We start from the raw sequence: 26,595 nt of genomic DNA on the forward strand, positions 1-26,595 counted from the left end.
TCGGCAGGGCGAAATGCCGATGTCAACGGCCGAGTTCCAGCCCGTCGTTCTCCGCCTTGGGTGGCCGCCCGAGCACCCACATGAAGTAGAGGGCCTTGGCCGCCTTGGCGCGGCTGACCACCGCTTGCGGCTCCAGCCGGTCGCCGTTGAGCATGCGGCCGCGGGCGATGCCGGCTTCTGCGCGGATCAGCCCCAACGCATAGGCCTCCCGCACCGCCGCGGCGCGCGCAGGATTGACGGCGGCGCTGTCCTGCAGGCGCTCCCACGGCAGGAGGGGGTCGTAACGGGCGCTCGCCGCGCCATCCAGGTTGGGGTCGCTCGTGGCTGAGCCGCCAGCCGGTCGCAGCGCGTTGTAGTCGGTCATGTAGGCGGGCCTGGCGTGGAAGCGGGCGCGGTAGGCCCGCAGCAGCAACTGGGCCATCTGCTCGCGGACCAGGGCGCCGCCCGGCGGCGCGCCGGCCCAGGCGAGGTCTCGCAGGCCCAGCAGCCGCGCCAGCGCGGCGGCGAATTCGCTGGCGTCCATGGCCGCCTCGGGCTGGAAGCGGCCTTGCGCGTCGACCCCCAGCGCGCCCAGCTGCAGCAGCTTCTCGATCTGGTTGCGGTAGTAGGCGCCCTCGCCCGCCACGATGTCGGGCGCAATCTCGGGGTAGACCGCCGCCCAGTCGCCACTGGCAATTGCCGCGCGCACCTCCGGCTTCAGCGCCGCCGCCAGATCGGCAGCGGTCGGTTCGCGCTGCGCGGCCAGCCGCACCAGCTCGGTGACCACCAGGCGCGCGTACTGCTTGGCCAGCGCCTCCTTGAAGTGCGTGCCGTCGATCTTGTCGGCCGGGTGGCCGTTGGCATAGCTGCCGGTGTTGGTCTTGCCGGGCGTCTCGCCGGCCTCGATGGACATGACCATGGCCGTGACCGCGGCCGGGCCGGCCTGGTTGTAGTACTCGACGCTGCGGGCGTTCAGGTCCACCACCGGCACGCCCAGCTCGGCGCCCAGGCGCCGCAGCAGTGCGGGGAAGCGCCGGGTCTGGAAGGAGTCCACGTAGGCCTCGCCCGCCTTCAGCGCGCCGGGCACGCGGGACATCGGCGTCACCAGCACGGCCGCCATGCCGCGCGAGCGGATGGCCGGCAGGTAGACCTCGCGGATCAGTGCGGCATACATCGCCTCGGTGGCGCCGCGGCCCCAGCGGCGCGCCTCATCGGTGCTCTCGTCGTTGTGGCCGAACTGGATCATGACGACATCGCCCTCGCGGCCCGCCAGCAGCAGGTCGTCCAGCCGGCCTTCGGCATAGGCGCTGCGGTAGGAGCGCCCGCCCATCGAGTAGTTCAGCAGCCGCAAACGCGCGGGGTCGAACAGGCGGGCGACGACCTGGCCCCAGCCGCTCATCGGCGCCTCGTCGAAGGTGTAGCTCTTGACCGTCGAGTCGCCCAGCGTGAACAGCGTCGGCAGGCGGCCCGGTGCGCGCGGCTCGGGCGGCAGCGGCGTCAGCTCGATCGCCTCCAGCCCCGCCTCGACACCGGGCCGGCGCGGCTCCACCTCGATGTCGATGAAGCCGCGTCCGCTGACGTGGCGGTAGTGCCACTCCCGCCCCTGCACGGTCATGCGGTTGCGGTTGGGCAGCAGGCCGGCGGCGTCCCAGGTGGCGGTGGCCATCAGCCGGCTGGCCTGCAGGCCGCTGACCGACACCGTTGCGTCGGCCGGGCCCACCGTCGTGCGCACGCGCACCGCATAGGCGCCCGGCGGCACCTGGATGCGGAAGGCCAGGCCGAAATGATTGGCGTGCTCGGCGCCGGCCGAGGTGTCCGCGGCGACGGCCGGCGCCACAGCGCCCGCGGCGTCGCTGCGCAGGCCGTCCAGCAGCACCGGGCGCGGCGGCCAGGCGGCGGTGGCGGCGACGAAACCGTGGCCGCGCGCGGCGTCGAAGCGCGGCGCCGGCTCGCCAGCGGGCCAGCGCACCGGCACGGCGCCCGGCCTGTCCTCGGCCGTGAAGTTGAACTGCTGGGCGGGCGCCGCCAGCGCCAGTTGCACACCCAGGAACAGCAGCGCCGCGAGGGCGGCGCGACGCCCCCGGCTCACCACGGAAGCAATTGCCCGTCGTAGTTGAAGAAGCGGCCCGTGTCCGACGGCTTCACGCTGGCCAGCACGGTGCGCATGCCGGCGACGCTGGTCGCCGCGTCGATGTCGGCGCCGGCGCCGCCCATGTCGGTGCGCACCCAGCCGGGGTGGAAGCTGATGACGGTGGCCTTGCCGGCGAGCGCCAGCGCGGCGTCCGTCATGACGGAGTTGACCGCCGCCTTGGAGGCGCGATAAAGCCAGCTCGTCGCGTTGCTGCGCCCGGTGATGGCGCCCATCTGCGACGACATGATGGCCACGCGCGCACCGGGCGCCAGCGCGTCGGCGACCTGCGGCAGCAGCCGCATGGGACCCAGCACGTTGGTGTGCATGACGGCATCGAAATCCGCCGCGCTGGGCGTCTGCAGCCCGCTCGTGCGCGGGCCGAAGACGCCGGCATTGATGACGACCACGTCGAAGCGGTCGCCGTCGACCTGCCAGGCCAGGCCCGACACGCTGGCCGCGTCGGCCACATCCAGCTTCAGCACGCGGGCCCCATGCTCGCGCAGCCGCTCCAGTGCCGCGTCGTCGCGCGCCGTGGCCGTGATGCGTGCGCCGGCCGCGCGGTACTGGCGGACGAATTCGAAGCCGATGCCGCGTGAGGCGCCGATGATGAGGACGTTCATGGTTTGGTCAAGGCCAGCTTGGCGGCCAGCGCGGTGAACAGGCCCGCACCGCCGAGGTTGAGGCCGCGGCCGACCCAGGGCCGCGGCCGGCTGCGGCGCAGCGGCGCGACGATGGCGATCAACGCCAGCAGGAACAGCAGGCCCTGGACGATGAACCAGGCGCCGAGGAACAGGAAGGCCAGCGTCTTGTCCGGCGCATCGGTTGCGATGAACTGCGGCAGCAGCGCCAGGAAGAACAGCGCGACCTTGGGGTTCAGCGCATTCGTGAAGAAGCCCTGGCGCGCGGTGCGCCACAGCGAGCTCGGCGCGGCCACCTCGGGCGTCGCACCAGGCGGCCTGACGCCCGCGCGCGCCATGCCCCAGGCCACGTAGAGCAGGTAGGCCGCGCCCACGTACTTGACGACCGCGAACGCCTCGGCCGACGTCGCCAGCAGCGCCGCCAGGCCGAAGGCCGCGGCCAGCGTGTGCAGCACGCAGCCGCCGGCGACGCCGACGGCCGCCGCCACGCCCTGCCGCCAGCCGCCGCGCAGCGTGCTGGCCACCGTGTAGGCCATGTCGACACCGGGCGTCGCGTTGAGGACGAAGACGGTGGCGGCGAACAACGCCAGGTCGTGGGTTCCCAACATCAGAGCATCTCGACCGCCAGCGCCGTGGCTTCACCGCCGCCGATGCACAGCGCCGCCATGCCGCGCTTCAGGCCGCGTGCCTTCAACGCGCCCAGCAGCGTGACGACGATGCGCGCGCCGCTGGCGCCGATGGGGTGGCCCAGGGCAACCGCGCCGCCGTTCACGTTGACGATGTCGTGCGGCAGCTTGAACTCGGCCATCGCGGCCATCGTGACGGCGGCAAAGGCTTCGTTGACTTCCCACAGGTCGACCTCGCCCGCCTGCCAGCCGGCCTTGGCCAGCGCCTTCTGGATGGCGCCGACCGGCGCGGTCGTGAACCAGTCCGGCGCCTGCGCGTGCACGGCGTGGCTGACGATGCGGGCGACCGGCGTCAGGCCGCGCGCCTTGGCGGTGCTCTCGCGCATCAGCACCAGGGCCGCGGCGCCGTCGGAGATGCTGGACGACGTGGCGGCGGTGATCGCGCCGTCCTTCTTGAAGGCGGGCTTGAGCGTCGGGATCTTGTCGAGCTTGGCCTTGAAGGGCTGCTCGTCGAACTTGACGACCGTGTCGCCCTTGGGGGAGCTGATCGTCACGGGCGCCATCTCCCAGTCGAAGGCGCCGCTCTCGTTGGCGGCCTTGGCGCGCTGCGTGGACGTGATGGCGTACTGGTCCATGGCCTCGCGGCTGAAGGCGTACTTGGCCACGCATTGCTCGGCGAACACGCCCATGGCCTTGCCGCGCTCGTAGGCGTCCTCCAGGCCGTCGATGGCCATGTGGTCGTACATCTGCGCCACGCCGTACTTCACGCCCTTGCGCGCGAACATCAGGTGGGGCGCGTTGGTCATGCTCTCCATGCCGCCGGCCACGACGACCTCGGCCGAGCCGGCCGCCAGCATGTCGTGGCCGAACATCATGGCGCGCATGCCCGAGCCGCACATCTTGCTCAGCGTGACGGCACCGGCCGAATCGGGCAGGCCGGCGCGGCGCATGGCCTGGCGGGCGGGCGCCTGGCCCTGACCGGCCATCAGGCAGTTGCCCATCAGAACCTCGTCCACGGCGTCACCCGGCACGCCGGCACGCTCGACCGCCGCCTTGAGGGCGACGGCGCCGAGTTCCCAACCGGCGAGACCGGCGAAATCACCCAGCAGGCCGCCGATGGGGGTGCGGGCGGCGGACACGATGACGATGGGGTCGGACATGGAAGTCTCCTGAAGTGAAACGGATGCCGGCATTGTCAGACTTTTGGTTGACGTGCACGTCAATCAGCGCCAAAGCCGATAGGCCCAGAAGGCTTCCTCGGCCTGCATGCGCCGGCGCAGTTCCTCGGGGCTGAAGCCGGTCAGGCGGCGCGTCTCGCGGCACAGGTGGCTCTGGTCGGCGTAGTCGGCCTCGGCGGCGATGTCGGCCCAGTTGAAGCCGGGCCGGCCCTCGGCCGCGGCCACCGCGTAGAAGGCGGTCTCGGCGCGCGACACGGCGCGCAGCTCGCGCATCGGCACGCCGGCCCAGGCCTTGATGCGGCGCTCCAGCTGGCGCAGGCTGCGGCCGGCCGCGCTGGTGGCGGCGCGCACCGCCAGCGCCTGGGTCCAGTCTGCATAGCGATGGCCGGGGCGCTGCGTGCCCAGCGCCTGCCAGCGCGGCAGCAGGAAGGCTTCGAGCCGCTGCAGCCGCGCCGCGTCGTCGGGCGCGGCAGACATGGCCTCCGCCCAGTCGCGCCAGTCCGGTGGCAGCAGCTCGCGGGCGTCGACGATGCGGTTGACATGCCGGTCCAGCGCGACACCGGTCAGCGCGGTGAAGGCGTCCGGCAGCATCAGCAGCTTGAAGGCGCACATCTCGCCCGGGTTGCGCGTGTGCGAGGGCAGCGTGAACGGCCCGCCGAACAGCACGGGCGCATGGCGGCGCTCCGGCGGCGGCACCGAGAAGCCCGGCGTCGCCAGCCATTCGCTGCTGCCCTCGGCCCACCAGAACAGGCTGACCAGCGGCGTGGCTGGGAAGTAGTTCTCGCGCTGCACGGCGTCCAGCCCGCGGCCGCGCGTGTCGCGCAGCATCACGGCGCGCACGCAGCCGGCCAGGGCCAGCGGCGGCAGCCACAGGCGGGTGCGCTCGTCATCCATCGGGCCAGTGTCGCATTCGTTCAAGACCTGTACGGCCCCGCAGGCGCAGCATGGCGGCCATGACGACCCTCACCTGGAACGACCTCCCAAGCCACCCCGCCCGCTGGTGGGGCCTGCCCGTGCTGATGGCGATGCGGCGCGACTACCTGGCGGTCATCAGCGCGCAGCGCCCGCTGGGCGAGCTGGTGGCCCAGCGCATCCTCGGCGAGCGCAGCGTCGACGTCTTCGACCCCGAGCTGGTGCGCGAGGCGATGGTGGAGCATGCCGATGCCATGATCCGCTGGCAGCGCGGGCCCGAGGTGTTCGCCGAGCTGATGGGCCAGTCGGTGCTGGTCACCGAAGGGCCGACATGGCAGCGCCAGCGCCGCATGCTGATGCAGGCCTTCACGCCCAAGCGCGTGGCGGGCTATGCGGCGCTGATGACCGAGGCCGCCGTGGCCCGGCTGGACGGCGTCGCGGCGGGCGAGGTCGCAATGGACGCGCTGTTCAGCCACCTGACGATGGACGTCATCTCGCGCACGCTGTTCAGCACGCCCATCGGCGGCGACACCGGCGCGGCGGCGCATGCGGTGCAGGTGCTCAGCGAGACGGCGCTGGCCGAGATGTTCTGGCCGGTCACGCTGCCCGACTGGCTGCCGCTGCCCGGCAAGGCCGCCAAGCGGCGCGCGAGCCGGCTGCTGCACGGCCTGCTGCGCGGCCACATCGATGCGCGACGGGCGAGCGCCGAAGCCAAGCCCGACCTGCTCGGCATGCTGATGGCGCTGCGCGACGACGCCACCAGCGCATCCAGCGGCCAGGCGCTGTCGGCGCAGGAGGTGTACGACCAGTGCATGGTGAGCTTCCAGGCCGGCCACGAGACCAGCGCGACGGCGCTGCTGTGGTGGAGCTGGCTGCTGGCCGCCCACCCGGAGGCACAGGCACGGGCACGCGCCGAGGTCGACGCGCTGCTGGCCGGCCGCACGCCGACGGCCGATGACGCCAACGCGCTGCCGTTCCTGTCGGCGACGCTGAAGGAGGCGATGCGGCTGTATCCGCCGGTGGCAGGCCTGCTGACGCGGCGGCTGACGCGCGACATCACGCTCGGCGGCGTGCGCCTGCCGGCCCGCACCCTCGTGCGCGTGACGCCGTGGCTGCTGCACCGCGACCCGCGCCGGTGGCCGCAGCCGCTGGCCTTCAAGCCCGAGCGCTTCCTGCCCGGCGCGGCCGACATCCCGCGCGGCGCCTACATCCCCTTCGGCCTCGGGCCGCGGGTCTGCCTGGGGCAGCATTTCGCGGTGCTGGAGATGACGCTGATCGCGGCGCTGGTGCTGCAGCGCTTCGAGCTGAGCCCCGTCAGCACCGAGGCCCCCAAGCCGCGCATGGCCGTCACGCTGCGGCCGGAAGGCGGGCTGACGTTGCGGCTGGCGGCGCGGAGGGCGGCGTGAACGCCTGGCTCGTCGGCGCAGCTGCCGTCATCGCGCTGACCGGGCTGGCCCACTCGGTGGGCGGCGAGTGGCTGATCTTCCGCGCGCTGCGGCGGGGCGGCGTGGTGCCCAGCGGCGGTCAGCCGGTATTGCGCGGCTACCAGACGCGCATCCTGTGGGCCACGTGGCACCTCGTGACGGTCCTCGGCTGGGCGCTGGCGGCGCTGCTGCTGTGGCTGGCGCTGCCGGAAGCCCGCGCTGCGTCGGGCGGCGTCATCGAACGCGGCGCGGCCCTCACGCTGGCGGCCGGTGGTGCGCTGGTGCTGTGGAGCAACCGCGGCCGCCATCCCGGCTGGGCCGCCCTGCTGACGGCAGCCGTTCTGGTGTGGATGTCTCAGCGGTAGAAGGCCTCGACCGCGCCCTTGAGCTTGATCGTCAGCGGCCGGCCCTTGCGGTCCAGCGTCTTGCCGGCGGGCACCTTGATCCAGCCTTCGCTGATGCAGTATTCCTCGACGTCGTGGCGCTCCTTGCCGTTGAAGCGGATGCCGATGTCGTGCTCGAAGACGGCGGCGACATGGTGGGGGCTGCGCGGGTCGACGCTGAGGTGATCGGGCAGTTCGGGGCGGGTGGCTTCGGACATGGACCTGGGCGGCAATGGAGCAAGGCCGGCATTGTCGCGCGCCCGGCGGGGCGGCTTAAGGCTTCGGTTGCCGCACCGGCAGCACGACGCGGAACGTCGTGCCTTCGCCCACGCGGCTTTCCACCTCGATGCGGCCATGGTGCCTTTGCACGATGCCGTAGGACAGCGACAGGCCCAGCCCCGTGCCCTTGCCGACCGGCTTGGTGGTGAAGAAGGGGTCGAAGAGGCGTGACAGGTTCTCCGGCGGGATGCCGCTGCCGGTGTCGGCCACCTCCAGCCAGACGCTGTCGCCCTCCGTGCCGGTGGTGAGGGTGATGCTGCCGCGCTGCGGCCCCATCGCGTGCGCGGCGTTGACCACCAGGTTCATGACCACCTGGTTGATCTGCGACGCCTGGCATTCGATCTCCGGGATCTGCCCGTACGCCTTGACGACGTCGGCCACCGCGCGCACTTCGCTGGCGACGATGTTCAGCGTCGAGTCGATGCCGGCGTGCAGGCTGACGGTCTGCCAGGCCTGCGCCGAGTCGACCTGCGAGAAGTCGCGCAGGTCCTGCACGATGGCGCGCACCCGCTCGATGCCTTCCTTGGATTCGCGCATCAGGCCCGGCACGTCCTCCTTCAGGAAGTCGAACTGCAAGTCCTTGCGCAGCCGCGCGAGGCCGCTGGCGGTCTCGGGCGAGTTCAGCTGCGCCGCGGCGCGCTCGTAGGCATCGAGCAACGCGAACAGGTTGTCCAGGTAGCCCTGCAGGGCGCCGAAGTTGGAGCAGACGAAGCCGATCGGGTTGTTGATCTCGTGTGCGACGCCGGCGGCGAGCTGGCCGATGGAGGCCAGCTTCTCCGACTGCACCAACTGGCTCTCGCGGTGCTTGCGTTCGGCGATCTCCACCTGCAGGGCTTCGTTGGCGTGCACCAGCTTGGCGGTGCGCTCGGCGACGGCCGCCTCGAGTTGGTCGATCTGCAAGTCCGCCTGCCGGGTCGCCTGCCACTTGGCGGTCAGCGCGCTGGCCAGCTGGCGCACCTCGATGTTGTCGAACGGCTTCTTCAGGATCAGCAGCCGGTCGCGCGCGTCCAGCCGGGCCAGCACCTCTTCCCAAGAGGTGTCCGAATAGGCGGTGCAGATGACGACCTGCAGCTGGGGGTCGGCGCGCCACAGGTGCTCGATGGTCTCGACGCCGTCCCAGCCCGGCGGCATGCGCATGTCGACGAAGGCCATCGCATAGGGCCGGCCGGCGGCCAGCGAAGCCTGCACCTTGGCGAGCCCCTCCTCGCCCTGGTAGGCGGAGTCGAGCTCGAACGGCACCTCGACCGACTTGACCTCGTCGTCGAAGAGCGCGGCCTTGGCGGCGTCCAGCGCCGATTTGGCGGCCGACGGCGGCAGCAGGATCTTGCGGAAGTCCTCGTGGATGGTCGGCATGTCGTCCACGAGCAGGATGCGTCGGTTCTGGATCGTGTTCATGAAACCGAGCTCCCAGTGGGTGGCTGCAGCGGCAGCTTGAGGGTGAAGGTGGCGCCGAGGCCGGGGCCGTCGCTGTGGGCAACGAGCGTGCCGCCCATCTCGCGCGCGGCGAGCACGCAGCTGTGCAGGCCGAAGCCGTGGCCGTCCTTCTTGGTGGTGAAGCCGTGCGCAAAGATGCGCGTCAGGTTTTCCGCCGGGATGCCCTCGCCGGTGTCGCTGACGGCCACCCGCAGCGTGCCGTCCGGCGCCACCTCGACCCGCAGCGTCAGCTGGTGGTGGGCGCCGGGCGCGCTCTTCATCGCGAAGCGCGCGTTGCCAATCAGGTTGACCAGGATCAGCAGCATGCGGTGCTTGTCGAGCATCAGCAGCGGCACGGGTGCGAACGCCCTGACCACGCTGACCTGATGGTCGGCGAGGCCGCCGGTGTCGATGCGCAGCGCGTCCTCGACCAGGTCGGTGACCTGGACCTCCTCCACCACGCTGGATGCACCGGCATACGACTGCTGCGTGGCGACGATCTCCTTGATGTGCTTGACGCTTTTCGTCAGCGCGGCAAGTTCCTCGGCAATGCCCTGCCGCTCCTCGGCCAGCGCCTGGGCGAGCTGCTTCAGGTAGCCGGGCAGCAGCCGGCCGCGCGGGTCGCTGGTGATGTAGTCGCCCAGGTCATGGGCATGCGCGTCCATCAGCGCGACGGCGCGCGCCAGGCCCGCCGACTCCGAGTCGCGCACCTTGGCGCCGATCAACTCGGCCGACACGTTGACGCTGTTGAGCACGTTGCCCACGTTGTGCAGCACATTGGTAGCGATCTCGGCCATGCCGGCGTGGCGCGCGTTCTCCAGCATCTGGCGCTGCGCGGCCTGCTGCTCGCGCGCCTTGCGCACCGCCTCCTCGGCCTCCTCGCGGCGGAAGAAGTAGTGCCCGGTGGTCAGCAGGATGACGATGATGGGCACGGCCGCCACGACGACGACGATGCCCGAGCTGCGAAAGCTCAGGTACAGGAAGCTCGCCACGGAGGCATTGCCGGCGTAGGCCACGCCGAGCCAGCCGAACGAGTCGATGAAGCTGCGCAGCCGCAGCGGCTCGTTGCTCTTGAGCCGCGCCACCATCGTCACCATGACGGTGTTGACGACGAAGTAGGCCAGCGCAAAGCAGACGGCGCCGGCCAGCAGCAGCCCGTCGCTGTCCAGCCCGTGGCGCCTGAGGGCGTCCAGCGCCGCATGCAGCAGCGAGCCGGCGCTGAACATCGCGACCGCTGCCATCGCCGGGCTGGCGATGCGGCTGGTCCAGCGCCTGGAGGTGCGGTAGGAGCCCACCGCCGCCTCGCAGGCCGAGGCGATCGCGGCGGCCTGCGGCCCGTCGAGCAGCAGCAGCAGGAAGATGAAGATCTCGCCGGCGGTGAAGGAGTTGGTCGAGCGCGGGATGCGCACCGGCACCAGCCCCGCCAGCATCGCCAGCACCGTGCCGCCGGCCAGGTGCATCCAGGCCCGTGGCGGCAGCCCGGCGACGTGTTGCACGGCATACGCCAGCACCGCCAGGCCCAGCACCACCACGGTCCACCAGTACACCGTGGCGCGGCGGTTGTAGTCGGGCATGAGCCGCTCGTGCAGGCGCAAGCACCATGCGGGGAGCAGTGGGTTCGTTGCCACGGTCGCCGCCGCCGGGTTCATGGCGGCCTCACGGCTCGCCGCGGTGGTTGGTTTCACTCATCACGACACCTTCGCTCATCACCACGCCCTCGCTCATGACGATGCCTTCACTCATGACGATACCCTCGCTCATCACGATGCCCTCACTCATGACGATGCCTTCGCTCATCACGATGCCCTCGCTCATCACGATGCCGCTGCCCGAGGCCAGCCAGCCGGTGAGCGTGGCGACAGGCATGAATAGCCCGGCGCGCGCACGCAGCGACGTGCCGCCGGCCAAGGCGCTGGCCCAGACGACGCCCGGCGTGACGAAGCGCTGGTTGGGCGCGCGGGCCACCGTGACGGCCCGCACCCACGGGCCAGTGGCCTCGCCGGCGCGTGCGGGCGCGTAGACCACCGTGAGGCGCTGCGCCGACTGGCGCACCCACAGCACGCGCGGGTCGTAGATCGGCTGGTACTGCGTGAACAGCGCCGCGCCGCTCAGCAGGTGCACACCGCCGGCGAAGACGATGCGGCCCCAGTTCACGCTGGCGCCGTTGATGACCGACACGGGCGTGGGCATGGCCTTGCCTGGCGCCAGCAACGACGCGCCCGGCTGGAGCGTGCCGGCCGCGATGGCGCTGGCGACGTCGCTGCGCAGCGCGCCGGCCAGGCGCACGGCGCCTTCGATGTTGAGCAGGCCCGCGCCTTGCTGCAGCAGGTTGGCGTCGGCGATCGGCTGCGCGGTGTACTGCAGCATGGCCTTGACCAGCGGCGGCGTGAGGCCGGGGTTGGCCTGCAGCATCAGCGCCACGGCGCCCGCGACGGCCGGCGCCGCCACTGAGGTGCCGCTCAGGTTCATCAGCTGGCGCTGGCGCGGCTGCGCCGTGCCACCGAACGGTGCCGACAGCTCCGGGTAGGTGCTGGGCAGGTAGCTCCAGTCGCCACCGCGGCCCGGCCCGGCGGCCAGCACGCTGACCACCTTGTTGCCGGGCGCCACCAGGTCGGGCTTGATCAGGTTGTCGACAAGGCGCGCACCGTTGCTGGCGATGTGGAAGCCGCGCGTCGGGCCGCGCGAGCTGAAGAAGTTGACGCTGTCGTCGTCGCGGCGCGCCGTGGCGTGTGTGTTGGCCGCGCCGACGGTGATGACCGACGGTTCGTTGCCCGGGGCGCTGATGCTGCCGTACTGCTCGGCGCCGGCGGCCGTCTGGCCGTAGTTGCCGGCGGCCACCACCACCGTGATGCCGGCCGCCACTGCGCTGCGCACCGCGCGGCACAGCGGGTCGGTGAGGTAGGACTCGGTCGAGTCCGCCGCCAGGCTGACGTTCAGCACGCGGATGTTGTACTCCCGCGCATGCTGGATGACCCAGTCGATGCCGGCCAGCACGTCGCTGAGCTGGCCGGATCCGGCGTCGTCGAGCACCTTCACGTCAAGCAGGTTCGCGTTCGGCGCGATGCCGGTCGAATCCACCACCTGGTAGGCACCGCGCCCCGCGGCCACGCCGGCCACATGGCTGCCGTGGCCGTAGCCGTCTGCATCCAGCGCGCCGTCGGCCGCGATCCTTCTTTCGAAGGCAGACATCGACTGCGAGGCGGACAGGTCGACACCGCCCGTCCAGTCGCGCATGCGACCGGAGCCGACGTCGCCGACCTTCAGCAGGTTGACCGCACGGATGACGCGTGAACGCTGCGAGCTCGCGCCGCGCAGGTTTTCGTGGTCCGGGTCCACACCCGAATCCAGCACCGCGATGCCGACGCCCGAGCCGTCCAGCCCCGGGACCGCGCCGATGCCGGCGCCGCGAACGCTGGTGGCGCCGGTGGCCAGCTCCAGCGCGCTCGCAGTGCGTGCGGCGGGCCGGTTGGGCGAGATGCTCTGCACGTCGGCCCGCGCGGCGATCTCGGCCACGCGCTGGGCCGGCAGCATGACCGACAGCGCGGGCAGCGACACGTAGCGGTGGTAGACCGACCCACCCGCCGCCAGCACATGGGCGCGCAGGTCGGCCAGTTCCGGGTCGGCGGAGTTGCTGACGACCAGGGCCTTCACGTAACGCGTGCCGGCGGCTTCACGCGTCCACGTCTGCCGGCCTGGCGTGCGTGCATCGAGTGCCTGCCGCAGGTCCGCGGCGATCTTGTTGGCCGCGCCGGCCTGCGCGCGGGCGGGCTGCGGGCCGCACAGCAGGCCCAGCAGCAGCGCCGCCATGAATGCGGCAAGCAGGCCGCGCGCCGCGCGGAACTCGACGAGGATGATGAACGGGAGGGATGCAGGGTGGCTCATAGGGACTCCTGTACGAGCTGCGTGAAACGCAGGCGCATTCGTGCAAGACAGGGTCGCTGTGGCCGCCGTGGTGGCAGGGCTGCCGCCTTCGACAAGGCATCGAAGGGGGACGGACGGGGCACCTGGCGGGGCCGATCCGTCTTGGGGCAACCCCGCTGTCATGGCCCTAAGGCTGTAGACCGGAAGCTTTGCGACCCCGGCTTTCGCTCGGGTGTGCCTTTGTCATCAAGTGACTCGAATGTATAGAAACGAAACCTTCCGCGCACACGCCGGGCGGGGGCGCCAAAGTCAGAAGTCACGAAATGCAACCTTGATACAACTGCCGCAGCCTGCGCCTCGGCCGGGGGGCTTGGAGAGCTGGGGATGGCCCTGGCGCCCCAGTCCACCGAGCATCGCGCCATGACGGAAATCACCCAGCTGCTGACGGCACTGTCCAGCGGCGACGCCGCGGCGCGCGACCGCCTCTACACGCTGCTCTATCCCGAACTCAAACGCCTGGCGCGGAGTCATCTCGCGGGGCATGCGCCCATGACGCTGGAGCCCGCAGCACTCATCCACGAGGTCTGGCTGAAAAGCGCCGGGCCGACGCCCAAGGAAGCGGCGCTGCACCGTGGGCAGTTCTTCGCGCATGCCAGCAAGGTCATGCGCAGCGTCATCGTCGACCATGTGCGCGAGCGCCAGGCCGACAAGCGCGGCGGCGGCGCCCACGTGACGCTGTCGACCACGGCGCTCGACCAGCTGGGCACGCCCGACGTGCTCAAGCTCGACGACGTGCTGCAGACGCTGGAGCGCGCCGACGGCCGCGCCCACCAGGTCGTGCAGATGCGCTTTTTCGGCGGGCTGGAGATGGAGGAGATCGCAGACGTGCTGGGCGTGTCGGTGCCCACCATCAAGCGCGACTGGCGCAAGGCGCGCGCCTTCCTGTTCGACGCGTTGCAGCCGTGAATACGCTGGACCGTGCCGGCGCGCTGGCGGCCTTCGACGCGTGGCAGGACGCGAGCCCGGCCGAGCGCGAGGCGTTCCTGTCCGAGCTGCCGCCGGCGCAGCGCGCGCGGCTGCAGGCGCTGATCGATGCCGACCGCGCCGCCGAGGCGCGCGGCTTCCTCGCCGCGCCGGCGCCCTGGCCCGCCGCGCACGAGCTGGCCGGCCAGGTGCTGGGCGCGTGGACGCTGGTCGCCCCACTGGGCAGCGGCGGCATGGGCGAGGTCTGGCGCGCGCGGCGCAGCGACGGCGCCCACCAGGGCGAGGCAGCCATCAAGCTGCTGCACAGCCCCTGGCGCGGCGAAGCACAGCAGGCGCGTTTTCGCCGCGAGGGCGAGCTGCTGGCGCGGCTGACGCACCCCCACATCGCGCAGCTGCTGGACATCGGCGAGGCCTGGGTCGGCGCGACGCGCACCCGCTACCTAGTGCTGGAGCTGGTGGACGGCGAGCGCATCGACAGCTGGTGCGATGCGCACGGCCTGGACGTGCCGGCGCGGTTGCGCCTCTTCCTGCAGGTGTGCGATGCGGTGGCGCATGCGCATGCGCGGCTGGTCGTGCACCGCGACCTCAAGCCCGGCAACATCCTCGTCACCCCGGCCGGCCAGGTGAAGCTGCTGGACTTCGGCGTCGCCAAGCTGCTGGCCGACGACACGGACGTCGAGTTGACGCGACAAGCGGCCGCCGGCCTGACGCCGGAGTACGCCGCGCCGGAGCAGCTGCGCGGTGAGCCGGTCAGCACGGCCACCGACGTCTATGCGCTGGGCCGGCTGCTGTGCCTGCTGCTCACCGGCCAGCGCGAGCCCGGCCCCCGGCTGCGCGGCGAGCCGGCGCTGATCGTCGCGCAGGCGTTGAAGGAGCGCCCAGAGGCGCGCTATGCCGGCGCCAGCGCGCTGGCCGACGACGTGCGCCGGCACCTGGCCCACCAGCCCATCGCCGCGCGGCCCGACTCGCTGGCCTACCGCAGCGCCAAGTTCGGGCGGCGCTACCGGCTGCAGCTGGCCGCGCTGGGCCTGGTGCTGGCGAGCCTGCTGGCCGGCGTGGCGACCACCGCCTGGCAGTGGCGCGAGGCCAGCCGCGAGGCCGAGCGCACGCGGCGCGTGCAGAGCGTGCTGACGGAACTGCTCGCCGGCCTCAGCCCCGATGCCTCGGGCAGCGCGACGGTGCCGATGATCGAGCTGCTGCGGCGCAGCTGGGCCGAGGCCAAGCGGCGGCTGGCCGGCGACCCGGCACTGCTGGCCGACGTGGCGCGGCCGCTCGGCCTGCTGCTGGTGCAGAACGGCGACCTGGCCCAGGCCCGCGAGGCGCTGCAGACCAGCCACACCCAGGCCCTGCGCCAGGGCCGGGCCAACACGCCGGAACAGCGCGAGGTGAGCTTCGAACTCGCCACCGTGCTGCAGCGGCAGGGCGAGGTGCTGCAGGCCGATGCGCTGCTGCGTGGGCTGGCCGCGTCGGGCAGCGACGACTTCGAGCTCTTCGCGCGGGCCAGCCTCGGCGAGATGGCGCTGGAGGCCGGCCAGCTGGCCGAAGCGCGCACGCAGCTGACGCAGACGGCCGAGAAGGCGCTGGCGCGCCACTCCGCGCAGCACCGCAGCTACATCAAGGCCGCCGACCTGCTGGCCGCCGTGGCGCGGGCCGAAGGCAAATGGGACGAGGCGCGGCGCTGGTTCGCGGCGGTCGCTGCGGCGACCGCCTCGGCGCGCCCGGTGGATGCCGCGCTGGCCCGGCTGTCGGCGGCCACGCTGGAGGTGGAGCTGGGCCGCTACGCGCAGGCCGTGCCGCTGCTGCGCAACGCCGTCGCCGAGCTGGAACGGGTGCTTGGCGCCCGTCACACGCAGACGCTGTATGCGCGGGCGTGGTGGGCGGCGGCGCTGTTCCACCATGGCGAGCCCGAAGCCGCGCTGGCGCAGGCCCGGCGCGCGCTGGCGGACGCCCAGGCCGACGCGCAGGCCGCGCCCGACCCGGACACGCGCCCGCTGCTCGGCCTGGTGCTGGCGCGGCTGGAGTTGCGCTCGGGCCAGGCGCCGCAGGCCGAGCCGCGGCTGCGCGCCGCCTGGGCGCATTTCTCGACGGCCAAGGGCGCAACCCCGGCCTGGCGGTCGCAGGTGCTGCTGGGTGAACTGGCACTGCGGCGCGGCCAGGCCCAGCAGGCGCTCGACTGGCTGGAAGCGGCCGAGGCCGGCGGCGGCGCCGACCCGGCCGACCGCTGGCTGGGGCTGGCGCTGCTGGGCATCGCGCAGCTGGACCTGGGCCTGATGGAACCAGGCGCACGGGCGCTGCGCGAGGCCGAAGCGGCGGCCGACCTGAGCCTGCCGCCGGGGCATCCGGACCGCCTGCGCATGCAGGCGCTGGCCGCCATGGCCGCCTGGGCCACCGAGCCGGCGGCGCAGGTCCGCGCGCAGACCGCACTGGCGCGCTATGGCCAGGCGCTGGACACTCGGGCGGATGCCGCCCGGGTGCGGGCCGAGTTGCTGTCGCTGTCCGCTTCCCCACGCCCGCCGCGGGCGGCACTCACCGCGCTGCTGCGCTACTGAAAGGACTCCCCATGCGCCGTTTCATCACCCCAGCGCTGAGCCTGCTGCTCGCCATCGGCACGGCTGCCCTCGCCGCCGAGCCCGCACCGCAGCCGGCCGGCACGGCCACAGCCAAGAAGGCGAAGCCCAGCACCGCGGCCAGTGCCACGGCTGCCACCGGTAACACCAGCCCCGGCGCCGCGCCCAACGCGGGGGGCTCGGGCGGCGGTGTCGGCAGCAACAAGGGCACCAGCGGCCAGCAGATCGGGCCCAAGAAGCCCAAGTGCCCCGATCCGACGAAGGCCTGCCCCAAGGAGCAGGTGATCGGCCAGTGACATCCGGGCGCGGGTGCCACCGCCCGCGCCGGTCCGTCAGCCCTTGGTCACGACGAAGGTGACGTCGTACTTGCCGCCGTCACCGACGATGGTCAGCGTCTTGGTCTTGGGGCCCGCGGCCACGTTCAGCAGGCTGGCGCTCAGCGGCACCTCCCGCGTCGAGCCGACGCGGTCGTCGAAGTTGGGCGCGCCGGTGGGGATGGCCAGCGCGCCGTTGATGTCGGCGATCAGCTTGGACACGCGCTGGGCCCGCGTCATGCCGGCGGACGCCGCCAGCGCGCCGACGACGGCGGCCTTGGCCAGCTCGCGCGCGGCACTGGCCTTGCCGTCGTCGTGCTCCATCATCGACACGAGCAGGATGGCGTTGGCCGGGTTGGGGATGGCCTTGGCGCTGCCCGACGGGCCCCAGGCGTTACGGCGCCAGACGAGGAAGGGAAAGTCGCTCGGGTTGACGCCCGGCTGCAGCGGCTGCGTCGTGCAGGTGTCGCCGGCGTCCACGCCGCCCCACGGGCCGTACAGCGTGACCTCGGCGTTGGGCAGCAACGGGTTGGTCAGGTCGACGGCGGTGACGAGGACATAGGGCTCGTCCGAGCCGACCTCGTCGGTCTCGATGCGGCACTTGATCTTCTTCAGCGCGATGGTGACGGGCAATGCGGCCATGATGGTCTCCGTGGGATGCAAGCGCGGCGACATGCCGGGCCTGCCTACAAGGACGCAGCCACGGCCCGCCAGGGATCACGCGCCGCGACGTGAAAACTACCCGCACCACCGCGTGACAGCCCGTCACGGGTTTTCCCGGCATGGCCTGCGGCACTCCACCCAAAAGGCCCGAAACTGCGCGCCGTTCCCGCACAGGAGATCCCATGTTGAAGACCACCCGCCGCGCGGTGCTGGGCGCCATCAGCGTCGCAGTGTTCGCGCTCGGCGCCGGCCCCGCGCTGGCCGCCCCCAAGGACGCGCCGCAGGCCGACCGCTGGCAGATTCCCGTCCACACCAAGAAGCTCGCCAACGGCCTGACCGTCGTCGTCTCACCCGATGCCAGCAGCCCGACCGTGGGCGTCAGCGTCGTCTACAAGGTGGGCATGCGGCTGGAGCCGAAGAACCGCACCGGCTTCGCGCACCTGTTCGAGCACCTGATGTTCCAGGGCACGCCCAAGTCGCCCAAGGGCGTGTTCGACCAGGTCATCACCTCCGGCGGCGGCAACAACAACGGCTCGACGCGGCCCGACTTCACCAACTACATCGAGACCGCGCCATCTTCGGCGCTGGAGTCGATGCTGTGGCTGGAGGCCGACCGCATGACGACGCTGGACTTCAACCCGACGACGCTGAAGAACCAGCAGGACGTCGTGAAGGAGGAGATCCGCGTCAACGTGCAGAACCAGCCCTACGGCGGCTTCATGTGGCTGGACATCTCCGACCTGGCCTTCGACAAGTGGGAGAACAAGCACGACGGCTACGGCAGCTTCGTCGACCTCGAGAACGCGAACCTCGACGACGTGCGCGCCTTCCACCGCGACTTCTACGGCCCCAACAACGCGGTGCTGTCCATCGCCGGCGACGTGACGCCAGCGCAGGGCTTCGCGCTGGCCGAGAAGTACTTCGGCAAGATCCCGGCGCGCCCCACGCCCAAGCCGAGCGACTTCACCGAAGGCCTCAACACCCAGGAGCGCCGGCTGACCCAAGGAGACAAACTGGCCCAGGTGCCTGCCGTTGCCGCGGCCTGGAAGCTCCCCGCCCGTGCCAGCAAGGACCAGGCGCCCTTTGCCGTGCTGGGCCAGTTGCTGGCCGGCGGTGATGCGTCGCGCCTGTACCAGGGCCTGGTCAAGGGCCGCGAGCTGGCGTTGAACGTCAGCTCGCTGTACGGCCTGACCAGCATCTGGGAGTACGACGGCCCCAGCCTGTTCACCGTGTTCGCGCTCTACAAGCCGACGACCAACGCCGACGCGCTGCTGGCCGGCATCGACGAGGAGGTGGCCCGCATCGCCAAGGACGGCGTGGACGACGCGACGCTGAAGAACCTGAAGACCGCGCTGCTGGCCGATTGGTACAACAACCTGGAGATGTTCCTGCTGCGCGCCGACCGCCTGGCCAAGCTGCAGGCGCTGTGGGGCGACGCGAACGTCGTCAACAAGGTGCCGGGCTGGATCGAGGCCGTCACGTCTGCCGACGTGCAGCGCGTGGCCGCCATCTACCTGACGAAGGCCAACCGCTCGGTCATCGACCGCAAGCCCGCCGCCATGCTGGCGCCGCCCGCGGCGGCGGCATCGGCAGCGTCCGCGCCCCTGCCCACCAAGCCGGCTTCCCAGCCTTGATGTCGGAGCTGTCATGAAGAACTTCTCTCCCGCTTTCCGCCTCTGCATCCTCGCCGCCGCGCTGGCTGTTGCCACCGCCCACGCCGCCACCGTGCAGATGCCTGCCGAGCTGCCGCCCTTCGGCAAGGACAAGCCGCTGGCCGTGCCCAAGATCACCCAGCAGACGCTGCCCAACGGGCTGCAGGTCTGGGTCGTTCCGCGCCACGGCATCCCGCGCGTGGACTTCGTGCTCGCCGTGCGCGGCGCCGGCTTCGGTGCCGACGCGCCCGACGCCCCGGGCCGCGCCAAGCTGCTGGCCGGCCTGCTCTCCGAGGGCACTTCGCAGCGCAGCTCCAAGCAGATCGCCGAGGCCGCGCAGGCGATGGGCGGGGACCTCAGCGCCGCCGCCAGTAACGACGGCATCAGCGTCACCGCCAACGCGCTGGCCTCGCAGGCGGGCGACATGGCGCGGCTGCTGGCCGAGGTGGCCCGCCAGCCGGCCTTCCCGGACGGCGAGGTGCAGCTCGCCAAGGTCAACGCGCTGCAGGCGTTGAAGGCCGCCAGCACGCAGCCGGGCTTCCGCGCCGCCAAGGCGCTGGACGGCGCCATCTACGGCAGCCACGCCTATGCCCGCACGCAGGAGACCGAGGCCGCCATCAACGCCGTCTCGGCCGAAGGCCTGCGCGCCGAGCATGCGCGGCGCTTCCGCCCCGACCGCGCGCTGCTGGTCATCACCGGCCGCATCGACGCCGCCCAGGCGCTCAAGCTCGCGCGCGACGCCTTCGGCGACTGGAAGGCCAGCGGCGAACCCCTGCCCGAGCTGACGCCCCCCGCCGCCACCGCACCGGTGCAGCGCCTGCTGCTGGAACGCCCCGGCAGCGTGCAGGCCACGCTGCGCCTGGGTCGCCCCGGCATGCCCGCCAGCGGCGACGAGCAGGTGGCGCTGCGCCTGACCAGCACCATCCTCGGCCAGGGCTTCTCCAGCCGTGTGATGCAGAACCTGCGCGAGGACAAGGGCTATACCTATGGCGCCCGCGCCGGCGGCCAGTCCTGGCGCGTGGGCGGTGCCATCACCGGCGGCGCCGACGTGCGCAACGAGGTGACGGGCGCGGCGATGACGGAGTACATCAAGGAGTACCGCCGCATCGGTACGGAGCCCGTGCCCGACGCCGAGCTGGCGATGAACAAGCGCTACATGGCCGGCAGCTACCTCGTCAGCACGCAGCTGCAGGGGTCGCTGGGCCGCCAGCTCGCGAGCAACTGGCTGGTGGGCCTGCCGGCGGAGTTCCTCGGCAGCTTCGTGCCTGCGGTCCAGAAGGTCACGGCGGCGCAGGTGCAGGCGGTCGGCAAGAAATACTTCAACCCCGACGAGCAGAGCTGGGTCGTCGTCGGCGACTCGGCCAAGATCGCCGAGCAGCTGAAGGCGTTCGGGGAGTTCACCCCCGTCAAGCCCTGACCCCCGGCGCGGGCTGCTGACAAGCCCTGGCAGCGCCGGCGCCGAGCATGGCGGCCTTTACCAAGGAGACCGCCATGCAACCCGACTGCCTCATCCTCTACGTGCACAGCCCCGCCGAGAGCGTGCTCTTCTACCGCTCGCTGCTGGGCCGCGAGCCCGTCGAGCAGAGCCCGAACTTCGCGATGTTCATGTTGAACGACAAGACCATGCTGGGCCTGTGGGCCGCGCACGACGTGCAGCCCGCCAGCGGCCAGCGCGGCGGCGGCGCCGAGATCGGCATCACGGTTGAGACCAACGACGAGGTGCACGCCGCGGTGGCTTCCTGGAAGGCCGCCGGCTGGCCGGTGCTGCAGTCGCCGACAGCAATGGACTTCGGCTACACGGCCGTCACCGCCGACCCCGACGGCCATCGCGTGCGCATGTTCCGGCCGACTCAGGGCTGAGCGGCCCGGCAACGCGGCCGTTGACGAGGCGTCCTGCGGGTCTGTCGAAAAAGCGCGGTGTGATTCGTCGTTGGCATGTACGTAGCCGATGCGAGGACCGACGCCATGACCATCACGATCACCGCTTTTGAACGCTCGCCCGACGGCGGCAAGGGCCTGGCGCGCGACACGCGCGTGCGCTGGGCGCTGGAGGAGGCGCAGCTGCCCTACGAGGTTCGCCTCGTCTCGACGGCGCCTTCAGCGCCGGGGACTTGATGATGGTCTCCGTGCTGCTCAGGTTGCGCGCCACGGGCGTGCTCGACGAGTTCCCGCGGCTCGCGGCCTATGTCGCGCGCGGCGAGGCGAGGCCGGCCTACCAGCGCGCGTTTGCGGCCCAACTTGCGGTCAACAAGCGCAGCCCCGAGGCTGGCGCCTGACCGTCTGCCGAGGTGCACCCATGAATCCACGCTTGCACGACGTGATCCTCGCGGGAGGCGGCCCGACCGGCCTGATGCTGGCGGCAGAACTCGCACTGGCCGGCGTCGACGTCGCGATCGTCGAGAAGCGCATCAACCAGGATGTCGCCGGTTCCCGCGCCAGCGGCCTGCATCCCCGGTCGATCGAGGTGCTGGACCAGCGCGGCGTCGCCGACCGGTTCATCGCCCAGGGCACCCAGCACCACGCGGTGATGTTCGCGGGCGCCGTGCTGGACGCGAGTGACCGCCCCAGCCGCCACAACTACACGCTGGGCTTGTGGCAGGCCAGGATAGAGCGCACCCTCGCCGACTGGGTGGCTGAGCTGCGCGTGCCGGTGTACCGCGGCCGGGAGTTGACGGCGTTCGTGCAGGACGACGCGGGCGTCGACATCACGCTGGACGACGGCGCAACGATGCGGGCCGGCTACCTGGTCGGTTGCGATGGCGGGCGCAGCCGCGTTCGCAAGCAGGCCGGTATCGCGTTCCCCGGCTGGGATGCGGATCTGAGCTACCTGATCTTCGAGGCCGACATGTCGGACGACCCGCCCCTGGGTTTCCGGCGGGGCCTGAAGGGCACGTCGGCCATCGGCAAGCTCGACGATGGCAAGCGGCTCCGCGGCGTCGTCATCGAACCCGCGCTGGAGCACGGCGCCGAGCCCGCCGTCGACGCCCTCCGTGCCGCGCTCACGGCGGCCTACGGCTCCGACTTCGGCGTCCACAACGTGACCTGGCTGTCGAGGTTCACCGACGCGGCACGCCAGGCCGCGCAGTACCGGCAAGGTCGGGTGTTGCTGGCCGGCGATGCGGCCCACGTGCATTCACCCGTCGGGGGCCAGGGCCTGAACCTCGGCCTGCAGGATGCGGTCAATCTCGGCTGGAAGCTGGCCCAGGTGGTCAAGGGCGTCACGCCGGACGGCCTGCTCGACACCTACCACGCCGAGCGGCATCCCGTCGGCGCGGCGCTGCTGCAGCAGACGCTGGCGCTCACGGCGCTGAACCGGGGCGACGACCGCTCCAACGCACTGCGCGACATGATGGCCAAGACCATGCAGATGGACGGGCCACGCCGCTGGTACTCGGCGTCGGTGTCGGGGCTGGACGTTCGCTACGAACTGGGCGCCGGGCACCCGCTGCTGGGTCGCCGGGTGCCCGACCTCGATCTCGTCACCCACGGCGAGCGGCGGCGCCTCTTCGGCCTGCTGCACGAGGCCCGCCCGGTGCTGCTCAACCTCGGCGCACCCGGCCGCTTCATCCTTGCCGGTTGGGCGGACCGCGTGACGCTGTGCGACGCACAAGCCGAGGGCCGCTGCGAGCTTCCCGTCGTCGGCACGGTCGAGCTGCCAGCGGCGCTGCTGATCCGACCCGACGGGCATGTGGCCTGGGCCGGTCACGGCCACGATGCCGCGCTTGGGGAGGCGCTGAGGCGCTGGTTCGGCGAGCCGCGCTCGCCGGGCCGCGATGCCTAGCCCGGATGTTCCACGTCGCGCCGTGGCGTCACGGCGAAGCGGCGCGACGGGTCATACGGGAACACGTCGTGCACATGCCCCGCCAGGATGCGGGCCTTGTGCGCTTGCCAGAAGCCCGCATCCAGCAGGTCGGCGTGGTGCCGCATGAAGGCCTCGCGCACCTGCGGGTTGCCGAGCAGGAAAGGGCCGAAGGTCTCGGGGAACACGTCGCGCGGGCCGACCGGCCACCAGACCTCGCCGGACATCTCGTCCTCCTCGTTGCGCGGCGCGGGCACGCGGCGGAAGTTGCAGTCGGTCAGGTATTCGATCTCGTCGTAGTCGTAGAACACCACCTTGCCGTGGCGGGTCACGCCGAAGTTCTTCCACAGCATGTCGCCGGGGAAGATGTTGGCGGCCACCAGGTCCTTGATCGCATTGCCGTACTCGACGACGGCGCGCTCCAGCTGCTCGGGCGTGGCTTCCTGCAGGTAGATGTTGAGCGGCACCATGCGGCGCTCGATGTAGAGGTGGCGGATGACGAGGTCGTCCCCGCTCTCCTCAAGCAGGCTGGGGCAGAAGTGCTTCAGCTCGGCGATCAGCTCGTCCTCGAAGCGATGCCGCGGGAAGGCCACGCGCGTGTACTCCAGCGTATCGGCCATGCGGCCCACGCGGTCGTGCGCCTTCACGAGCAGGTATTTGGCCTGGATGCCCTCGCGCGTGGTGTCCTTCTGCGGCGGGTAGAAGTCCTTGATGACCTTGAACACGAACGGCCAGCTCGGCAGGTCGAACACCAGCATCACCATGCCCTTGATGCCCGGCGCGATGCGGAACTTGTCCGACGAATGGCGCAGGTGCGAGAGGAAGTCGCGATAGAAGAGGTTCTTGCCCTGCTTCTGCAGGCCGAGGGCTGAATAGATTTCCGAGCGAGGCTTCCTGGGCATCAACGAGCGCAGGAACTGCACGTAGGCGCTCGGAACCTCCATGTCGACGAGGAAGTAGGCGCGCGCGAAGCTGAACAGCGCGAGCAGGTCGTCCTCGCCGAACAGCGCCGCGTCGATGACGTAGCGGCCGTCGTCTTCGTTGCGCAGGATGGGCAGCGCGAACGGCGTCTCGCTGAAGCCGTTGATGAGCTTGCCGACGACGTAGGCGCCCTTGTTGCGGTAGAACAGGCTGGACAGCACCTGCAGCTGGAAGTTGGCGCGCCAGCGGAAGTCACCCAGGCGCGCCAGCACCGCCGCGAGCACGCGCTCGACGTCGCGCCTGAGGTCGGCGAACTCTCCGTCGAGCTGGAAGTTGGTGAGCACGCGGGCGAGCGTCTCGCGCAGCGTGTCGGGCGTCGGGTAGTAGGCGCGGTAGGTGGGCGTGGCCGCGGGCTCGTCGTTCTCGATGTACTCGGTCGAGATGGCCGGCCGCACGAAGATGAAGGCGTTGTGGAAGTACGCGTGGTGCAGGATGCGCGTGCACACCGAGTTGAAGAAGGTCTCGGCCAGCTCCGGCTGGTGGTGGTTGGTCAGCAGGCCGATGTAATGCAGCTTGACCTGTTGCCAGACCGCCATCGGCAGCGTCGAGGCCGAGAAGCGCTCCTCCAGCCGCTCGACGGCTTCGGCGACACGGGTGTCATAGAACTCGATCCGCAGCGCCTGGGCACGCTGCTGGCCCTGCCAGTCGCCACGCTCGAAGCGCGCCTTGGCCTCGGCCGACGTGGCGCGGAACAGCCGGTAGTGCCGGTCGAAGCCCCCGAGCAGGGCCTGGGCGATCTCGAACGCGCGCGAATCGGTGAGCTGGGTCGGGAACATGCGTCCCGATTCCCGATCAGGCCGCGGCGTAGCGCGCCTTGACGCGCTCCAGCGCGCGCCGGTAGGCAGACTCCACGTCCTCGGCGCGCGAGGCCGTCAGCTGCAGGTCCTGCAGCAGGCCGTTGTGCAGGCCATAGACCCAGCCGTGCACGACGATCTCCTGCCCGCGTGCCCAGGCGTCCTGCACGACGGTGGTGTGGCAGGCGTTGCGGGCCTGCTCCAGCACGTTCAGTTCGCACAGTGCATCGACGCGCTGCGGCTCGGGTACGGTGTCCAGCCAGTCCTGGTGCATGCGCCGCACGTCCTGCACATGGCGGATCCAGTTCTCCACCAAGCCCACCCGGAGGTCGTACAAGGCCGCGCGCACGCCGCCACAATTGCTGTGGCCGACGACGATGACGTGGCGCACCTTCAGATGGTCCACCGCGAACTGCATGACCGACAGGCAGTTCAGGTCCGAGTGCACGACCACGTTGGCAACGTTGCGGTGCACGAAGAGTTCACCCGGCAGCAGGTCAACCAGCTCGTTGGCCGGCACGCGGCTGTCGGCACAGCCGATCCAGAGGTATTGCGGCGTCTGCTGCTTCAGCAGGCGCGAGAAGAAGCCGGGCTCGCGGGCCTCGGTGTTGGCCGCCCAGCGCTGGTTGTTGTCGAGCAGGTCCTGCAGTTCGTGGTTGGTCGTCGTCATGCGCCTATTTTCTCAGCCAGCGGTTACATGGTCTGGCTGCAGCTCACATCCGCCTTGCGGATATGAGCCTTCGCCGCAACGGCGCTGCTCCGCAGCTTGTTGTCCGTCCCGTCGACCATTACATGGTCTCGACAAACAGCTCGCGACCGATGAGCATGCGGCGGATCTCGCTGGTGCCGGCACCAATCTCGTAGAGCTTCGCGTCACGCCACAGGCGGCCCAGAGGGTACTCGTTGATGTAGCCGTTGCCGCCGAAGATCTGCACGCCCTCGCCGGCCATCCAGGTGGCCTTCTCGGCCGTCCACAGGATGACGCTCGCACAGTCCTTGCGCACCTGGCGTACATGCTCGGCGCCCAGCATGTCGAGGTTCTTGGCCACCGTGTAGGCGAAGGAACGCGCGGCCTGCAGCACGGTGTACATGTCTGCCACCTTGCCCTGGATGAGCTGGAACTCGCCGATGCTCTGGCCGAACTGCTTGCGGTCGTGGATGTAGGGCACGACGTTGTCCATGACCGCCTGCATGATGCCCAGCGGCCCGCCGGTCAGCACGGCGCGCTCGTAGTCCAGGCCCGACATCAGCACCTTGGCGCCGCCGTTGACGGCGCCCAGCACGTTCTCGGCCGGTACCTCGACGTTGTTGAACACCAGCTCGCCGGTGTGCGAGCCGCGCATGCCGAGCTTGTCGAGCTTCTGCGCGATGTTGAAGCCCTTCATGCCCTTCTCGATCAGGAAGGCCGTCACGCCGCGCGCGCCCAGCTCGGGCTCGGTCTTGGCGTAGACCACCAGCGTGTCCGCGTCGGGGCCGTTGGTGATCCACATCTTGGTGCCGTTGAGGAGGTAGACGCCGCCCTTGTCCTCGGCCTTGAGCTTCATGCTCAGCACGTCAGAGCCGGCGCCCGGCTCGCTCATCGCCAGCGCGCCGACATGCTCGCCCGAGATCAGCTTGGGCAGGTACCTGGCGCGCTGCGCATCGTTGCCGTTGCGCTTGATCTGGTTGACGCACAGGTTGCTGTGCGCGCCGTAGCTCAGGCCCACCGAGGCGCTGGCGCGGCTGATCTCCTCCATCGCCACCATGTGGGCCAGGTAGCCCATGTTGGCGCCGCCGTACTGCTCGGGCACCGTGATGCCGAGCACGCCCAGCTCACCCATCTTGCGCCACAGGTCCATGGGGAACTGATCGCTGCGGTCGATCTCCGCGGCGCGCGGCGCGATCTCTTCATCGGCGAAGGCACGCACGGCGTCGCGCAGCGCATCGATGTCCTCGCCGAGCTGGAAGTTGAGGCCGGGCAAATTCATGCGGAATATCTCCTGTTCACCCCGCGACAACCCGGTTACAACGGGGCTGC

General features: G+C 71.1%; 24 protein-coding genes and 1 riboswitch. Of the genes, 11 read left to right on the top strand and 13 right to left on the bottom strand.

Annotation, left to right across the window (positions count from 1 at the left end; translation table 11 throughout):
* Window positions 1–22 precede the first annotated feature (22 nt).
* The 5 genes from ASD35_RS11885 to ASD35_RS11905 all read right to left on the bottom strand — a co-directional run bounded on the left by ASD35_RS11885 (window position 23) and on the right by ASD35_RS11905 (window position 5,446).
* On the bottom strand, window positions 23–2,068 hold the full coding sequence (locus ASD35_RS11885) for a GDSL-type esterase/lipase family protein (protein WP_157275511.1): 2,046 nt from the start codon (window positions 2,066–2,068) through the stop codon (window positions 23–25).
* Window positions 2,065–2,730: an SDR family oxidoreductase gene (locus ASD35_RS11890; protein ID WP_056875154.1), complete on the bottom strand. Its 666-nt coding sequence runs from the start codon at window positions 2,728–2,730 to the stop codon at window positions 2,065–2,067. Before ASD35_RS11890 ends, ASD35_RS11885 begins: the two co-directional genes overlap by 4 nt.
* Entirely contained in the window at window positions 2,727–3,356 is a 630-nt protein-coding gene (locus ASD35_RS11895) for a LysE family translocator (RefSeq protein ID WP_056875155.1), read from the bottom strand. The genes ASD35_RS11890 and ASD35_RS11895 overlap by 4 nt, the downstream gene beginning before the upstream one ends.
* Window positions 3,356–4,534: an acetyl-CoA C-acyltransferase gene (locus tag ASD35_RS11900; protein ID WP_056875156.1), complete on the bottom strand. Its 1,179-nt coding sequence runs from the start codon at window positions 4,532–4,534 to the stop codon at window positions 3,356–3,358. Before ASD35_RS11900 ends, ASD35_RS11895 begins: the two co-directional genes overlap by 1 nt.
* 63 nt (window positions 4,535–4,597) lie before the next feature.
* Window positions 4,598–5,446, bottom strand: a complete 849-nt coding sequence (locus ASD35_RS11905; RefSeq protein WP_056875157.1) for a helix-turn-helix domain-containing protein — start codon at window positions 5,444–5,446, stop codon at window positions 4,598–4,600.
* A gap of 59 nt (window positions 5,447–5,505) precedes the next feature.
* Between ASD35_RS11905 and ASD35_RS11910 the strand changes: the two genes are divergently transcribed.
* Window positions 5,506–6,870: a cytochrome P450 gene (locus ASD35_RS11910; protein ID WP_235538325.1), complete on the top strand. Its 1,365-nt coding sequence runs from the start codon at window positions 5,506–5,508 to the stop codon at window positions 6,868–6,870.
* Window positions 6,867–7,253, top strand: a complete 387-nt coding sequence (locus tag ASD35_RS11915) for a hypothetical protein (protein ID WP_056875158.1) — start codon at window positions 6,867–6,869, stop codon at window positions 7,251–7,253. Before ASD35_RS11910 ends, ASD35_RS11915 begins: the two co-directional genes overlap by 4 nt.
* Here ASD35_RS11915 and ASD35_RS11920 read toward each other — a convergent pair.
* From ASD35_RS11920 to ASD35_RS11935, 4 genes are all read right to left on the bottom strand, one after another.
* Window positions 7,244–7,489 (bottom strand): DUF3297 family protein, encoded by a 246-nt coding sequence (locus ASD35_RS11920; protein ID WP_056875159.1) that lies wholly within the window; start codon window positions 7,487–7,489, stop codon window positions 7,244–7,246. The two genes, ASD35_RS11915 and ASD35_RS11920, sit on opposite strands and share 10 nt — an antisense overlap.
* Before the next feature lie 55 nt (window positions 7,490–7,544).
* Window positions 7,545–8,945 carry an ATP-binding protein gene (locus tag ASD35_RS11925; RefSeq protein WP_056875160.1) on the bottom strand — a complete coding sequence of 467 codons (1,401 nt, stop codon included), beginning with the start codon at window positions 8,943–8,945 and terminating at the stop codon, window positions 7,545–7,547.
* A complete protein-coding gene (locus ASD35_RS11930) occupies window positions 8,942–10,537 on the bottom strand; it encodes a sensor histidine kinase (RefSeq protein ID WP_235538326.1) in 1,596 nt (531 codons plus the stop codon). The genes ASD35_RS11925 and ASD35_RS11930 overlap by 4 nt, the downstream gene beginning before the upstream one ends.
* Before the next feature lie 82 nt (window positions 10,538–10,619).
* The gene (locus tag ASD35_RS11935) at window positions 10,620–12,845 is read right to left on the bottom strand and encodes a S8 family serine peptidase (RefSeq protein ID WP_056875162.1); all 2,226 of its coding nucleotides are present in this window, start codon (window positions 12,843–12,845) and stop codon (window positions 10,620–10,622) included.
* A gap of 142 nt (window positions 12,846–12,987) precedes the next feature.
* A riboswitch (cyclic di-GMP riboswitch) is annotated at window positions 12,988–13,073 on the bottom strand.
* Between the two features lie 171 nt (window positions 13,074–13,244).
* On the opposite strand from ASD35_RS11935, the gene ASD35_RS11940 reads away from it, so the two are divergent.
* The 3 genes from ASD35_RS11940 to ASD35_RS11950 are packed head-to-tail and all read left to right on the top strand — an operon-like array spanning window position 13,245 to window position 16,671.
* Window positions 13,245–13,790, top strand: a complete 546-nt coding sequence (locus ASD35_RS11940) for an ECF-type sigma factor (protein ID WP_056875424.1) — start codon at window positions 13,245–13,247, stop codon at window positions 13,788–13,790.
* A complete protein-coding gene (locus ASD35_RS11945) occupies window positions 13,787–16,357 on the top strand; it encodes a serine/threonine-protein kinase (protein WP_056875163.1) in 2,571 nt (856 codons plus the stop codon). The genes ASD35_RS11940 and ASD35_RS11945 overlap by 4 nt, the downstream gene beginning before the upstream one ends.
* A gap of 11 nt (window positions 16,358–16,368) precedes the next feature.
* Window positions 16,369–16,671, top strand: a complete 303-nt coding sequence (locus tag ASD35_RS11950; RefSeq protein ID WP_056875164.1) for a hypothetical protein — start codon at window positions 16,369–16,371, stop codon at window positions 16,669–16,671.
* A 36-nt stretch (window positions 16,672–16,707) separates the two neighbouring features.
* Here ASD35_RS11950 and ASD35_RS11955 read toward each other — a convergent pair whose 3' ends face one another.
* Complete coding sequence (locus tag ASD35_RS11955; RefSeq protein ID WP_157275513.1) at window positions 16,708–17,331, bottom strand: hypothetical protein; 624 nt, start codon at window positions 17,329–17,331, stop codon at window positions 16,708–16,710.
* A 203-nt stretch (window positions 17,332–17,534) separates the two neighbouring features.
* Between ASD35_RS11955 and ASD35_RS11960 the strand changes: the two genes are divergently transcribed.
* From ASD35_RS11960 to ASD35_RS11975, 6 genes are all read left to right on the top strand, one after another.
* Complete coding sequence (locus tag ASD35_RS11960; protein WP_082580106.1) at window positions 17,535–18,986, top strand: pitrilysin family protein; 1,452 nt, start codon at window positions 17,535–17,537, stop codon at window positions 18,984–18,986.
* A gap of 13 nt (window positions 18,987–18,999) precedes the next feature.
* Entirely contained in the window at window positions 19,000–20,421 is a 1,422-nt protein-coding gene (locus tag ASD35_RS11965; protein ID WP_056875166.1) for a pitrilysin family protein, read from the top strand.
* A 74-nt stretch (window positions 20,422–20,495) separates the two neighbouring features.
* Window positions 20,496–20,864 carry a VOC family protein gene (locus ASD35_RS11970; protein WP_056875426.1) on the top strand — a complete coding sequence of 123 codons (369 nt, stop codon included), beginning with the start codon at window positions 20,496–20,498 and terminating at the stop codon, window positions 20,862–20,864.
* Between the two features lie 105 nt (window positions 20,865–20,969).
* A complete protein-coding gene (locus ASD35_RS28540; RefSeq protein ID WP_369819209.1) occupies window positions 20,970–21,119 on the top strand; it encodes a hypothetical protein in 150 nt (49 codons plus the stop codon).
* The gene (locus ASD35_RS28545; RefSeq protein WP_369819210.1) at window positions 21,119–21,280 is read left to right on the top strand and encodes a hypothetical protein; all 162 of its coding nucleotides are present in this window, start codon (window positions 21,119–21,121) and stop codon (window positions 21,278–21,280) included. The genes ASD35_RS28540 and ASD35_RS28545 overlap by 1 nt, the downstream gene beginning before the upstream one ends.
* Before the next feature lie 20 nt (window positions 21,281–21,300).
* Window positions 21,301–22,785 carry an FAD-dependent monooxygenase gene (locus ASD35_RS11975; RefSeq protein ID WP_056875167.1) on the top strand — a complete coding sequence of 495 codons (1,485 nt, stop codon included), beginning with the start codon at window positions 21,301–21,303 and terminating at the stop codon, window positions 22,783–22,785.
* On the opposite strand, the gene aceK is transcribed toward ASD35_RS11975, so the two are convergent.
* From aceK to ASD35_RS11990, 3 genes are all read right to left on the bottom strand, one after another.
* Window positions 22,782–24,560, bottom strand: a complete 1,779-nt coding sequence (aceK, locus tag ASD35_RS11980) for a bifunctional isocitrate dehydrogenase kinase/phosphatase (RefSeq protein ID WP_056875168.1) — start codon at window positions 24,558–24,560, stop codon at window positions 22,782–22,784. The two genes, ASD35_RS11975 and aceK, sit on opposite strands and share 4 nt — an antisense overlap.
* Before the next feature lie 16 nt (window positions 24,561–24,576).
* Window positions 24,577–25,248, bottom strand: a complete 672-nt coding sequence (gene can, locus ASD35_RS11985) for a carbonate dehydratase (RefSeq protein WP_056875169.1) — start codon at window positions 25,246–25,248, stop codon at window positions 24,577–24,579.
* A gap of 118 nt (window positions 25,249–25,366) precedes the next feature.
* A complete protein-coding gene (locus ASD35_RS11990; protein ID WP_056875170.1) occupies window positions 25,367–26,545 on the bottom strand; it encodes an isovaleryl-CoA dehydrogenase in 1,179 nt (392 codons plus the stop codon).
* Window positions 26,546–26,595 lie beyond the last annotated feature (50 nt).

The sequence above is a fragment of the Pelomonas sp. Root1444 genome, assembly GCF_001426885.1.
Lineage (GTDB): Bacteria > Pseudomonadota > Gammaproteobacteria > Burkholderiales > Burkholderiaceae_C > Pelomonas.